Genomic DNA, 14,119 nt, shown 5'->3' with positions numbered 1-14,119 from the left:
GACGCACAAAAGGCATTCTGTTGGGGGCGCGGAGTGGACATCGGCATCCGCTGATCGAAAGCCAATGGCTCCGCCATTTTTGGGGTGGGCTTGCCTCGATCCCCAGACTCCCAGACTCCCAGACTCCCAGACTCCCAGACTCTCAAAACCGAAACTGTAAATTTCTTGTGCTATTTTTACGCAATTACCATGGAAGTTGCATAGCTGTCGCCCCACTTCTCATGCTCGCTCTAAGACCAAAATTCGGGCAGAGGGGATGTCTTTAGGGTAGAAGTAGAAGTACTTTGGTCGTTTTTTAGCCCATGAGCGCGCGTTTCGGCAGGCACCGCTAGATACCGATGCATCAGGGTCGCCTTGGATCTGGCGCGATCATTGCTTAAATAAAAAATATCAACCGAATCCGTATCGTGTGAAAATATGTTAATTACTGACATCCACAAACAGCATGTCTCTGTGACACCTGGATATTTGAAGTCCGCCATCACCAATAATTTAGAACCAGCGGACGTGATGGCAACAATCATTCGGACGCGCACTCAAGAGGATCGCATGGCGGTGGCTCCTCAACACCAATTTATTGACATGATTCGCCGATCAATTCGGGGTGTGCGCAACATCCGCAAGATTGCCGGAGATTTGCTTGTTTATTGGGACGCTACTGCAGGTCTTCATGAAAGTGACCATGAGTATCGCTGCTTGTTGCAGCGCTTTCTTTCAAGTAGTCGAGGTCAGACGTTCGTCCATTTTCAATTTGACACTGGAGCTGTGTCGCCTGTTGTGGAGGCGAGGACGGCTCGTGAGCAAGATGACTTGGTCAACTCGGTTCCGAATTGGAGTGAGACACGATCGGATTTGCATGGAAACGAGCTCGGATTTGTCATGTGTACTGGTATCGAGTGCTTATATAATCCCGCTCAGATCATTGCCGAAATTCGCGAAAAGATGGCGCCGGGCGGTCAAATATGGATCGAAGCGCCTTTCAATACTCCCTACGCACCCGATACAAAGGAATATTGGCGCTTTTCTCCTGCTGCGTTAAAAGCTCTTATGCTGGATTTTGACGAGATTTTCTGCTCGATCCATCAGGTTCGCGGCAGCTTCCTGCAGAGCAATAGTTTTTTTTATGGTTTAAACCGAACCGAAGAAGATTCTGGTGAGCATGGAAACGAGAAGCGAGCTAAAGGCTGTGCTAAACGGCACTTGTATAGTGTTCCAAAGAACCAATAGTGGTTACGACGCCTGAAAAAAGACTTTTAACATCGTTCGCTTCTTTGTCATATTTGAGATATCTAAACCGCAGCAGGAGCAGTGTGCATTGATTTGCGTCAACTTGTTTCGCGAGCGAGCATTCATCTCGATCCTGCAGCGGTTTTCATCGCCAACGTTGACTATTTGGAGTGAATAATGAATGACGATGGGATCGCCGGGGTATTGAACCAGGTCCATCGAGGAGTCCGTTTACGACAACATCAAAGCCTGGTCACGTTTATTCAGCGCGCCTTCGATATATTGACGATCACGCTTTGCTTATGGGCGGCATTTGTTCTCACAGGAACGCCATGGATCGTTGAGTTCAACGTGACGGCTGCACTAGCGGTCGGTTTTTTTTCGATTTTCGCCGATATAAAGAACATCTATCGATCTTGGCGAACAGGCTCGATCTTCACTGAAATACTCTACACATTAGAAGCTTGGTTGGCCGTCTTCGCCATTTTATTTATAAGCGGTTATCTGTGGCCCGAGACCGCCTATCCGCGCGAGGTCATGTTGAGCTGGTTGTTAGCGACGCCAGTCTTGCTGGCCGCTTCTCGCTTCGGTGTCCGTCAAATACTGCGTATTGTCAGAATGCATGGTGTCAACACCCGTCTTCTGGCGATTGTTGGCACGGGCCAAATCTCGCACCATTTCTCCAGAACCATCGCGGCGAACCCTTGGATGGGTTTTCGAACTGTTGGCATATTTGACGAAATCGCAGACGAGGACAGTGGCGAAAATGGTGCCTTGGACTTTCCTGTGGAAAGTGTCGACTCACTTGTGAAACTTGCCCGTAATGGCGAGGTTGATACAGTTTTTATTGCCATGCCTTTGGCCGAAGAGGCGGCAAAGATCAATCAATTGCTTTTGCGATTAAGCGATTCTACCGCGTCGGTCTATATTGTCCAGGATCGTCGCGAGCGAAAAAGATCTCGCCAGATGGGCATTGCGCGCAGCGATGATGCGATTAGTGTGACCGCCGCCCGGATGGAACATGATTTACTGCATCGCTGTTGGATGGAGATCGATGGGATCCCCGCATTCAGTGTGTATGAATCTCCTTTCCTTGGTGTGACAGGATGGGTGAAACGTGTCGAAGATCTGCTGCTTGGTACGATCGCAATCGTACTTCTGGCAATCCCGATGATCGTCATCGCCATCGGCGTTAAGCGATCTGGGCCTGGCCCCATTATTTTCAAGCAACGGCGCTATGGCCTCGCGGGGGAGCAAATCATGGTGTGGAAATTTCGCAGTATGAGCGTCTGCGAAAACGGCGACCTCGTAGCGCAGGCCACGAAAAAAGACTCGCGAATTACGCCCTTTGGCTCCTTCATTCGTCGCACATCGCTCGATGAATTGCCTCAGTTCATCAATGTCCTGCAAGGTAGTATGTCAATTGTTGGTCCACGGCCTCATGCGGTTGCTCATAATGAGTACTATCGCCCCCTCGTCGGTGGATACATGCTGAGACATAAAGTAAAACCCGGCATTACCGGCTTAGCTCAAGTCAATGGCTGGCGGGGCGAAACAGAAACTCTGGATAAGATGGCAATGCGAGTCCAGTTCGATCTGGAATATATTCGGAATTGGTCACTGTGGTTGGATATTAAAATCCTGATCCGGACGATCTTTAATGGTTTCGTTCATGAAAACGCTTACTGATCCCCTGGCGAGCGCAGCACTGCTGAGTGCGCTCTTCGGCGCTGGGCTACGCCCTGCTTGGCGCGCATACTTCGCGTTCACCGATCCTGGGCGCATGACGGTGGGCGATGCGTGAGATTTAAAGTATTGAGCGACTTCCCCACGTCTCTCTCGCAGTATTTCTGGCGAATTTCGTGAAGCTTTGGCGATGGCCAGGGCGAGAGCGCGCATTGGACGCGATCCCTCTCGATGTGCGTCTGATACTCTGCTTGATGCGTACACTTCACTCTCGATATCTCCATGTCCTCAGATCGTGGCTGGGAAACGGCTCGCTGTATCCAAGATTCGGGACAGATCAAGCACACCCGCCGAGCGGGGAAATGACGCATCCAGGTTGGCTATGCCATAATCCGCTTTTTTCCAAGATCGATGGTGGCATCTTTATCGACCTCCACTGTGGCCGAAGACTCACAAATCAAACGTTTGGGATCCCTGGCTTGAGATCAGATTTTACGGAGACTGAATGGACGAGAACCGCAAAAAGGCGTTGGCCGCCGCGCTAACCCAGATCGACAAGCAGTTCGGCAAGGGCACCGTCATGCGCATGGGTGACGTGGGTGCCGTGCGCAACATCGAGGCGATCTCCACCGGCTCGCTCGGTCTCGACCTGGCGCTTGGGATTGGCGGCGTGCCCAAGGGACGCGTCATCGAAATTTACGGCCCCGAGTCTTCCGGCAAGACGACGCTCACGCTGCATATCATCGCTGAGGCACAGAAATTGGGCGGCACGGCGGCCTTCGTCGACGCTGAGCATGCGCTCGATCCGGTCTACGCCGAAAAGCTCGGCGTCAATATGAAGGAACTCCTGGTCTCCCAGCCGGACACCGGCGAACAGGCGCTGGAGGTCACCGACATGTTGGTGCGCTCGGGCGCGCTCGACGTGGTGGTCGTGGACTCGGTGGCGGCGCTGACGCCCAAGGCCGAGATCGAGGGCGAGATGGGCGACTCGCACATGGGCCTGCATGCGCGACTGATGTCCCAGGCGCTGCGCAAGCTCACCGGGAATATCAATCGCTCCAATTGCTGCGTGATCTTCATCAATCAAATTCGCATGAAAATTGGGGTCATGTTTGGCTCCCCTGAAACCACAACGGGTGGAAACGCGCTCAAGTTCTACGCCTCGGTGCGACTCGACATCCGCCGCACCGGCAGCATCAAGAAAGGCGACGAGGTGATCGGGAGCGAGACCAAGGTCAAGGTCGTGAAGAACAAGGTCGCGCCGCCCTTCAAACAGGCTGAGTTCGACATCCTCTACGGACACGGCATTTCGCGTGAGGGCGAGATCATCGGACTCGGCGTGGAGGAGGGTTTTATCGAGAAATCCGGTGCCTGGTACAGTTACGAAGGGAATCGTATCGGTCAGGGCAAGGACAACGTGCGCAATTATCTCTGCGAAAATCCCGCCATCGCGCAGTCGATCGAGGCCAAGATCCGCGACAAGCGGTTGCCGAAGGCAGGCGGCGAACCGGTGCCCGAACAAGAGCCACCCGCGGCGCCTGTCGAGGATTGAAATTCTGAGCGTTCAGGCCCAAGAGACGAACGAGGCAGATCCGGCGGCGGCGATCGAACGCCTGGCCCTGAAGCTGCTCGCGATCCGCGAGCATGCGCGGCGGGAATTGGCGCGCAAACTTGCCGCGCGCGGTTTTGCCGAGGAGGACATTGACGCGGCGCTTGATCGTCTGGTGGCCGAAGGCTCTCTCGATGAGGTGCGTCTGGCGGAACACTATGTGGCTGAGCGGATTGGCAAGGGCTTCGGTCCACTGCGCATTCGCGGCGAGCTGCGCGAGAAAGGGCTTGAGGATGACCTCATCGAGCGCGCGCTGGAACCGCTGCGGGACGAATGGCCGGCCTGTCTGGCCGACGCCTGCGATCGGCGTTTCGGTGCCGAGCCGCCCGTCGATCACGCCGAGTATGGCCGACGCGCCCGCTTCCTGGAGCAGCGAGGCTTTCCCACGGATTCGATCCGGCGCTTCCTGCGCTGGCCTGACTGACCGGACCCTCTCAAGCGGTCCATTCGAGACTTCCCAATGATGACCAGTGCAGAGCTTCGAGCGAGCTTCCTTGACTATTTCGCGCAGCGCCAGCATGAGCGGGTGGCGTCCAGCCCCTTGGTGCCCGCCAACGATCCGACCCTGTTGTTCACCAACGCCGGAATGGTCCAGTTCAAGGAGGTTTTTCTGGGTCGCGAACGGCGGGCCTACACCCGTGCTGTCAGTTCTCAGCGTTGCGTGCGCGCCGGCGGCAAGCATAACGATCTGGAGAACGTTGGCTACACCGCCCGGCATCACACCTTTTTCGAGATGCTCGGGAACTTCAGCTTCGGCGATTATTTTAAGCGCGAGGCAATCGGGTTCGCCTGGGACTATCTGACCCGCGAACTGACCCTGCCGCCCGAGAAGCTCTGGATCACGGTCTTTACCGAGGACGACGAGGCGGCGGCGATCTGGCTGAACGAGATCGGCATCGATCCCGCGCGTTTCTCGCGCTGCGGCGCTAAGGATAATTTCTGGTCGATGGGCGAGACCGGCCCCTGCGGCCCCTGCTCTGAGATCTTCTACGATCACGGCCCCGAGATTCCCGGCGGACCGCCCGGCTCCCCGGATGCCGAGGGCGACCGCTATGTCGAGATCTGGAATCTGGTCTTCATGCAGTTCAACCGGGATGCCGACGGCAACCTGACCCCGCTGCCGCGTCCCTCGGTCGATACCGGCATGGGACTGGAACGCCTCGCGGCGGTGATGCAGGGGATCCATAGCAATTATGAGATCGACCTCTTCCGGCGCCTGATCGATGCGGCGGCCCAGGTCACCGCCTGCGCCGACCGCGCGGATAAATCGCTGCGGGTGATCGCCGATCACATCCGCTCGGCGGCCTTTCTGATCGTCGATGGCGTCACCCCCGGAAACGAAGGACGCGGCTATGTGTTGCGGCGCATCATGCGGCGGGCCATCCGGCATGGCTACCGGCTGGGCTGCGCCGAGCCTTTCTTTCATCGTCTGGTGGCCCCGCTGGTCAGGGAGATGGGCGCCGCCTATCCCGAACTTCTGACCAGTCAGGCGCAGGTGGAACGCATCGTGCTGCTAGAGGAGGAACGCTTCGCCGAGACCCTGGAGCATGGCATGCGCATCCTGGACGAGGCGATTGCAGGACTTGCGGACGACCGCATCCCCGGCGCGACCGTGTTCAAGCTCTACGACACCTTCGGTTTTCCGACCGACCTCACGGCGGACATCGCGCGCGAGCGCAGTTTGAGCCTGGATATGGAGGGTTTCGACGCGGCGATGGGGCAGCAGAAAGAGCGCGCCCGTGCCGCGAGCCAATTCGGCGCCACGCAGACGCTGGATATCCAGATCCAGGGCGAGACCGATTTCTGCGGCTATGAACGGCTCCAGGAAGAGGCGACGGTGGTTGCGCTCTACCGCGATGGCCATTCCTGCGACACCCTGGACGCCGACCAAGAGGGACTGGCGATCCTGGATCTCACGCCCTTTTATGGCGAGTCCGGCGGACAGGTCGGCGACCGTGGCTGGCTAACCACAGAGACGGCCCGGTTCGAGGTGCTTGACACCCAAAAGAAAGGCGAGGGAGTCGTGATCCACATCGGGCGCGTCACCGAGGGTCAATTGACCGTCGGCGACCGGGTCGATGCGCGCGTGGACGCGGCACGACGTTCGGCGATCGCACTGAACCATTCGGCGACCCATCTCCTGCATGCCGCCTTGCGCCAAGTTCTGGGCGAGCATGTCCAGCAGAAGGGCTCGCTGGTGGGACCGGAGCGTCTGCGGTTCGATTTTTCGCATTTCGAGCCGGTCACGCGCGAGCAGTTGCTGACCATCGAACGTCTGGTCAATCGCGAGGTTCGCGCCAATCATCTGGTCGAAACCCGGATCATGAATCTGGAGGACGCCAAGGCGTCCGGGGCCGTCGCGCTCTTCGGCGAAAAATATTCCGAGCAGGTGCGCGTGCTGCGCATGGGCGACTTCTCCACCGAACTCTGCGGCGGCACCCACGTCAAGGCGGTCGGCGACATCGGTCTGGTCAAGATTCTCGCCGAGGGCGGGATCGCTTCCGGCGTGCGCCGCATCGAGGCCGCCACGGGCGCCGTGGCGCTGGACTCGGTCGAGGCCGACGAGGATCGTCTGTTGCGCCTCGCCGGGCTGCTCAAGGGCGGACGCGAGGAGGTCGACGAGCGCGTCATGCAGTTGATGGAGCGCGCGCGCCGGCTCGAAAAGGAACTGGAGCAGATCAAATCCAAGCTCGCCAGTTCCGCCGGTCAGGATCTCGCCTCGCAGGCGATCCTGGTGGAAGGCGTCAAGGTGCTCGCCGCCCGGCTCGATGGCGCCGATCCCAAGAGCCTGCGGACCACGCTCGATCAGATCAAGGACAAACTCGGCTCCGCCGTGGTCGTCCTGGCCACGGAGTCGGACGGCAAGGTCAGTCTGGTGGCCGGGGTCACCAAGGATCTGACCGATCGGCTCAAGGCCGGCGAACTCATCGGCCTGGTTGCCGGGAAGGTCGGCGGCAAGGGCGGCGGGCGGGCGGATATGGCGCAGGCTGGCGGGAACGATCCCGCGGGTCTGCCCGCCGCCCTGGAGTTGGTGGATGGCTGGGTGAGAAGCCGGCTGGCCGGATGAAGCTGGCGAGTGCTTTGCTGCCTGCCCAAGTTCCGAGACCGTGGCCTCGTTGTCGTTGTCGTTGTCGTTGTCGAATATTCGCCATGTCGAGACCGCGATCACGACAACGACAACGACAACGACAACGACAACGAACTGAGACGGTCCTGGGACTTTCGCACAGTTGCACTAGACATCCAGATCGATGTTTCCCGGACATCGTCTTAAGGCGATTTTCTAACTAAGCTGGAACAACTGATGGCGCTGATTGTGCAGAAATACGGTGGAACCTCGGTGGGGAGCGTCGAACGCATCCACCGGGTTGCCGACCGGGTCAAACGTTGGACCGACCAGGGGCATCGGGTCGTGGTCGTGCTCTCCGCCATGTCGGGCGAGACCGATCGCCTGATCGGGCTGGCCAAGCAGATCCAGGAACGCCCGGAACCGCGTGAACTCGACGTGCTGCTGTCCACCGGCGAGCAGGTCACCATCGCGCTGTTGAGCATGGCGCTCGCCGCCAAGGGCTGTCCGGCGCGCTCCTATACCGGCGGTCAGGTGCATATCCTGACCGACAGCGCCCATAACAAGGCACGTATCCGCGACATCGACGCGGCGCGGGTGCGGGCTGACCTGGACGCCGGGCGCGTGGTCGTGATCGCCGGTTTTCAGGGCATCGACGAACACGGCGATATCACCACCCTGGGGCGCGGCGGCTCGGACACCTCTGCGGTTGCCATCGCCGCCGCGCTCACGGCCGACGAATGTCAGATCTATACCGACGTCGACGGGGTCTATACGACGGACCCGCGCGTCGAACCCAAGGCCCGCAAACTCGACCGCATCACTTTCGAGGAGATGCTGGAAATGGCGAGCCTTGGCTCCAAGGTTCTGCAAATCCGCTCGGTCGAGTTCGCCGGCAAATACCGGGTTCCCTTGCGCGTGCTCTCCAGCTTCGACGAGGGCGAGGGCACCCTGATCACCTTCGAGGAAGATATTGTGGAAGACGCCAAGATTTCCGGAATCGCCTTCAGTCGCGACGAGGCCAAGCTGACCGTGCTCGGTGTGCCGGATCAGCCCGGCGTGGCGCACCGGATTCTGGGACCGATCGCGGACGCCAACATCGAAGTTGACATGATCATCCAAAACATCGCCGCCCAGGAAATTACGACGGATTTTACTTTCACCGTCCATCGCAACGACTATGCGCGCGCACTTGAAATTCTCCAGAGTACCGCTGAAATACTTGGCGCGCGTCAGGTGCTCGGCGATGCGCGGATCGTCAAGATTTCATTGGTCGGGGTCGGGATGCGCAGCCATGCCGGAATCGCCAGCCAGATGTTTGCCAGTCTGGCCGGGGAGGGGATCAATATCCGCATGATCTCGACTTCTGAAATCAAGATTTCGGTTGTGGTGGATGAAAAATATCTGGAACTGGGCGTGCGGACACTTCACGAAGCCTTTGGCCTTGATCGTGATACGCCAGTCTGAGTCGTCAAGATGGAACGGCTGAGCACTGGTCTGAAAACTATCCTGTGACGACCTTGCGAGCGATTTCCTTGGCTAAATATTATTGCAGGAAAGAAAAAGACTATGGCGATGCCGCCGCAATTGCTAGAATTGCAACATAAGACCATTTGTCTATACATGGTCTGGAGGTGATTCAGCCCTCCGGGGAGCGGCCCTTGAGCAGGTCGGGGCTGCCGGTTTGGGCGGATCATCGAATCGGAATACTAGGTTGAAGAAGGGAGAAAGTAACGATGTTAATCTTGACTCGCCGCGTAGGTGAAACGCTTATGATCGGTGATGAAGTAACCGTAACCGTCCTTGGGGTCAAAGGCAATCAAGTTCGCATTGGCGTCAACGCACCCAGGGAAGTATCCGTGCATCGTGAAGAAATTTACGAGCGGATCAAGCGGGAACAGGCTGAGGTAGGACAAGGTGAGATGCTAATGGGGCATCCCGGCCAACTAGATTGAGTTGGAAAAACCATGTCTGCCATGGTAGGATGTTTAGTCTGATCAAGACTACTTGATCACTCCTAGTGAGTTGATGTGTCAGGTCACTAAACAGCCTATCAGGATGATCGTTAGGAAACTTTCTTAAGTTCGCCTAATCGCTAGGAATCAGGAAATCTGTTACTGGAGAGATGGCCGAGCGGCTGAAGGCGCTCCCCTGCTAAGGGAGTATAGGCTTTAAAACCTATCGAGGGTTCGAATCCCTCTCTCTCCGCCAATCATGCAGCAATAACGCGCCTTAGAGCGCGTTTTTATTTTCTACCCGCCAACCTACCCGCCATCTCTGGTGCGATTGGCAGCGACACGTTGCGACACGATTTCGCTGTGCCTAGTTGACATCCAAAAATCAAAGCGTATGATGAATTCCGCTTTGTTGGCCTGCAACACAAAGCGCATACATCCGCAGGATCTCCGGCAATCTTGACCGCTGAGAGATAGGCTCACGCCCTCCACGTCCTATGCTACTCGCAGATGGAACATTTGATCTGGTTTGATCAGCCAGAGAGTTCGCACTCGGGAATGATTCAACCCCCGCCGTCGTCTAGCAAGCGACACACCGCTACCAGCGGTTTCTGCCGTGACTGGCATCTGGTTGAGACCTCTGCTAACGGAGGTCTGCTGATGCAGCCCCACAATCCAACGGCAATGACCATTGCTGATTTTTGCACGAAGTACAACATCCATCGTTCGACGTTTTACCGCAACGTCAAAACGGGGCTGATGCCACCTATCATCAAGGTTGGCACCGCCACACGCATTCTTGTGGAAGACGAGCAGGCATGGTTATCCGCACAGAGGATAACCTTGCACTAAACGATGCTGCGCCTCGCCGGTTGACACCGGCGAGGCTGTCGAAGCGTACCTAAGTAGATGGAGAGCAGGCATGTTGTTACACCCTGGGATGATTGACGAGCCGCTACTCGTTGGACGCCTAATCGAAATGGTTCTCTCGAAAAAAGATCTCAACGAGTTCAGATCGCTCGTCCCCAACATGCTGCAAGGCCATGCGGAAAAATGGGAGGAGCTGCATCGGAAATCCATCAGCAGCATTCGGGAACTCTGCGACGCCGATAACTTGGCGTGTTTCGGCTGGCCAGAAGGCCACTCTGATCGAGAGCCAATATCACTATCCATCGATGAATTCTGCGAGAGCGAATTCTTCTTCAGCGAGAATGCCGTGCAGACTTGCGATGGAACGCGCTATTTGTCGTGTCTCTTCGTCCCAGAAGATTTGTTGTCGTTCGATGAGGATGGCCTCACCAGATGCCACCAGAAACCGCTTTTCTTTTACCACGCAAACCCACCCCGTTATTGGTACGCAGTACCGACAGCAGCGGAAACCGATCTTCCTGGTCCTAATGTGCAGCCAAGGATGATACTGGCCTATGCCGAGGCAATTGCGTTGATCGCTCGGGGCAGTTCTAAAGACCCTGTGGCGTCCGACATGGCTGCGAAGTGGCAGGTGTATGAGCAGACGCTCCGCGATTATCTGAAGCCTAGCAAGACACCAGCCTGGGCAAAAAATCTGCCAGTCTTGGGAACGCTCTGAAAATAATCATCTTTTCGGTCTATCACCTCTGTCCCCCCACTGTCCACTGATAATCCCCCTGTTCTTGCGCGGACACTTGCTCTACCGGCGATATAGCCGGCAACCAAATAGAGCAAAATGACCATGACAGACATGACACAAGAAACCGGGGATTTTTCGCTGGCGCTCCCAAGCGATGGAACGCTTACTGAGTTACCGGCAGGCTACTGGAGCAGTGCTGTTGACGCCGCGCCAGAGCAAAACGTTGACGACCACGCCGCCGAAGATGGAGAGAGCGACGATCAGGACCGCATCCCCGAATACAGCGCGGATGGACGACGGATTATCTACTGCGATTACACGAAGCCCAATCTCACACAGATGGTCACGAGCGTTGAGGATGCCGTCCGAACCATTCCTGGTAAATCAGAGGTGTTGCGCCACGGTGGTATTCACTGCTACATCGCGGCCACGAGTCCGCGTTACTTCCATGCCATCGGCGATGTGAAAACGAAAGCGCCGAGTATCCCGAGCCTCGTGCCTTACGAAAAAGCGGCGATGCTGCTGCGCATCGATCAAAGCGCCACGTTCATGTCCAATGCCAAGAAGAAAGGTTGGGAACCCATCGAGGTTCCAAGCAAGCTGGTGCCTCTCATTCTCGATAACCCCGATAGTCACTTTCCTGAGACTGTCGGACTCGTGACGCATCCGTTGGTACTGCCCAACGGGGAACTCTTGATTGAGGAGGGACTACACACGGACTCTGGCATCTACGTGTATTTCGGTGGTATCACGTTTGAAGCGCCTGGCGAGATGACGCCAGAGGAAGGTGTCCATATTCTGCGCGAGGAGATGCTTGGCGAGTTCGAGTTTGCCACAGAGACGGATGCAGCGGCGGCGCTAGCTCTCGTCTTAACCGTGATTGAGCGCAAGACTCTGGATATGGCCCCAGGCTTTATGATCAACGCCAGTACGCAAGGGAGTGGAAAAACAACGCTTGCGAGGATGATTCATCTGTTGGTGACGGGCCATGATCTACCTGTAGCGTCGATGTCGGAGAACGTGGCAGAGCAGAACAAAGAATTAACCGCCATGCTGATCGCGTCCGTGCCTATCGTGTGTTTCGACAACATCCCCGATGCACACAAGATTTCGAGTCCGGTCTTAGCGAAAGCGATCACCTCTCCGACGCACACAGGCCGGATTCTGGGTTTCTCGAAAATGGCAGCGCTGCCTACCAACGCCACGTTCCTGATCACTGGCAACAACATCACAACCGACATGGATCTCAGTCGGCGCTTACTGGAAGTGCGCCTGACATCTCAGGACGCGCGCCCAGAACAACGACGCTTCACGCATCCTCATGTCATCAGCCACGTCTTGAACCATCGAACGCGCTGGATGCAGGCCGCACTCTCGATCTTGCATGGACACCGTGAGGTAGAGATGGAGGCACGGCCATCCGGATTCCATCAATGGGATGAGATGGTCCGTTGGCCTTTGCTCCGTGCCGGGGTTACTGATCCTGTTACCAAGTTCGACGATTTACGTGAACAGTCGCCAGACTATGAGCAGATGTTCTCTTGGATGCTCGGCCTGATCCACGGATTTGGTATCGGCAAGGCATTTCGAGCACAGGATTTGGTGAGAAAAGGGGAAACCTCCGTCACGCTCCAAGCGGCATCCAGCCATCAAGAAAGCGAGCGACTGAAAGAAATGTACGCCGATTATCTGAGCGGGCATCCACCGCAGAAAGGCTGGAGTAACGTCAACTCGATTGGCATCTCACTCAAGCGGCTCGTAGGTCGGAACATTGATGGCTACACGCTGACGACACGGAAAATCCATGGCACAACCCATTACTCGGTCGAAGAAAAACTCGCACTGGCGAGTTAATCGGCACGGCAGAATGCGTTGCAGGGTGGGTTTCAAACCCACCCTGTCAACCGAGAGGCATCGTGGGTGGTTTTAAACACCCATCCAACAAAGCGATCAAATACTGGGTGAGTTTCCAAGCCACACCTGGATACAGTTTTGCCGCCATCGTCAAATGATTGACTCATTCGCCACATGAAAAATAACTTATAAAAGTAGTGTATACTACGCATGAATCGGCGTAGAATCCTATTCCTCAAAGTACCTCGTCTCGCAATACAGGCTGCCAAGCCCTCTATCAATCGATAGAGTCGTTCCTAATACCAGCGTTCAAGCCACTGTTCTAGCTTCTTAGTCCCTTCGTTCCAAACCTCCTAGTCCCTAATTCCTGCGTTTCAAGTCGCTGTCTCTGACAGCGCTGTTTCTAGCTTCCTAGTTTCTGTCTACTTCTACTTTGTCACTTTGCATTCAGGCATATTGACTATCCTGTTGCAGTCAGCTTGTAATGGCGTTCGATATCCTTGCGTCTTTGCTCATGCCTGACCCGCATTTGCTCGATTCTTTTTTCGACTGCATCCGGATTTTTGAGTAGTAATGCGATAATGAGAAGCCGAATATCGCGGCAACTCACCAGCGGATAGTCAGCTTTGTGCAATATGCGCTCTTTAACAACAAAGGACAACGACAACATCACCAGTGCCATGTGATGGTGCCAGGCATTCCATTTTCTGACTTGATAATCTGACATCCCCAATTCGCTTTTGGCTTCTTGAAATGCCCGTTCAACCCAATAGCGCTGTGCTTGCATGTAGGCCAGTCTTTCGATCGGGGTGCTCCGATCATCAACATTACTGAGTGAGTATTTGATCTTGTTGTCCGCGTGATTTCGGCTGATGACCAATACCCGCTCGGTCACGCGCTCCGACTCGCCATCCCAGACCCACACGGGAGCGGTATGAACGGACAGCGTGATCGGCCCTTTGGTCCCATTGCGAACGGCAATTGTGCTCCATTGGAAAGGATGGAGATGTTTGGCATACCATCTCACTTGAGTGGGGTCGCGATCAGCTTGAAGTTTGGTTGGCTTTCGTCCTCGCCCAGCGAATTCCGGAACCGATAGCATGGGCTTGATG

10 protein-coding genes, 1 tRNA gene and 1 pseudogene are annotated in these 14,119 nt (G+C 56.1%); 11 read left to right on the top strand and 1 reads right to left on the bottom strand.

The window, feature by feature from the left end:
• The first annotated feature begins 417 nt into the window (after nt 1-417).
• From CCR95_RS17985 to CCR95_RS17935, 11 genes are all read left to right on the top strand, one after another.
• On the top strand, nt 418-1,227 hold the full coding sequence (locus tag CCR95_RS17985; protein WP_201096951.1) for a hypothetical protein: 810 nt from the start codon (nt 418-420) through the stop codon (nt 1,225-1,227).
• Between the two features lie 177 nt (nt 1,228-1,404).
• Entirely contained in the window at nt 1,405-2,916 is a 1,512-nt protein-coding gene (locus CCR95_RS17980; protein WP_201096949.1) for a sugar transferase, read from the top strand.
• A gap of 502 nt (nt 2,917-3,418) precedes the next feature.
• Nucleotides 3,419-4,465 carry a recombinase RecA gene (gene recA, locus CCR95_RS17975; protein WP_201096947.1) on the top strand — a complete coding sequence of 349 codons (1,047 nt, stop codon included), beginning with the start codon at nt 3,419-3,421 and terminating at the stop codon, nt 4,463-4,465.
• Nucleotides 4,452-4,946, top strand: a complete 495-nt coding sequence (locus CCR95_RS17970; RefSeq protein WP_420825668.1) for a regulatory protein RecX — start codon at nt 4,452-4,454, stop codon at nt 4,944-4,946. The genes recA and CCR95_RS17970 overlap by 14 nt, the downstream gene beginning before the upstream one ends.
• Before the next feature lie 36 nt (nt 4,947-4,982).
• Nucleotides 4,983-7,589, top strand: coding sequence for an alanine--tRNA ligase (alaS, locus tag CCR95_RS17965; protein ID WP_201096945.1), 2,607 nt, complete (start codon nt 4,983-4,985; stop codon nt 7,587-7,589).
• A gap of 237 nt (nt 7,590-7,826) precedes the next feature.
• Complete coding sequence (locus CCR95_RS17960; protein ID WP_201096943.1) at nt 7,827-9,056, top strand: aspartate kinase; 1,230 nt, start codon at nt 7,827-7,829, stop codon at nt 9,054-9,056.
• Between the two features lie 269 nt (nt 9,057-9,325).
• Nucleotides 9,326-9,544: a carbon storage regulator CsrA gene (gene csrA / locus CCR95_RS17955; RefSeq protein WP_201096941.1), complete on the top strand. Its 219-nt coding sequence runs from the start codon at nt 9,326-9,328 to the stop codon at nt 9,542-9,544.
• Nucleotides 9,545-9,708: 164 nt separating this feature from the next.
• Nucleotides 9,709-9,800 (top strand) — tRNA-Ser (locus CCR95_RS17950).
• A gap of 404 nt (nt 9,801-10,204) precedes the next feature.
• Nucleotides 10,205-10,396: a helix-turn-helix transcriptional regulator gene (locus CCR95_RS24965; RefSeq protein ID WP_207188675.1), complete on the top strand. Its 192-nt coding sequence runs from the start codon at nt 10,205-10,207 to the stop codon at nt 10,394-10,396.
• 70 nt (nt 10,397-10,466) lie between these two features.
• Nucleotides 10,467-11,132, top strand: coding sequence for a hypothetical protein (locus tag CCR95_RS17940; protein WP_201096937.1), 666 nt, complete (start codon nt 10,467-10,469; stop codon nt 11,130-11,132).
• Between the two features lie 132 nt (nt 11,133-11,264).
• The gene (locus tag CCR95_RS17935; protein ID WP_201096935.1) at nt 11,265-13,007 is read left to right on the top strand and encodes a hypothetical protein; all 1,743 of its coding nucleotides are present in this window, start codon (nt 11,265-11,267) and stop codon (nt 13,005-13,007) included.
• 460 nt (nt 13,008-13,467) lie between these two features.
• Here CCR95_RS17935 and CCR95_RS17930 read toward each other — a convergent pair.
• Nucleotides 13,468-14,119, bottom strand: a pseudogene (locus tag CCR95_RS17930) (IS701 family transposase); the annotation flags it as partial.

This window comes from Thiocystis minor (assembly GCF_016653465.1).
GTDB classification, from domain to species: domain Bacteria; phylum Pseudomonadota; class Gammaproteobacteria; order Chromatiales; family Chromatiaceae; genus Chromatium; species Chromatium minus.
Note: the sequence above shows the minus strand (reverse complement) of the source record. Positions and strands in the feature narration are given on the sequence as shown.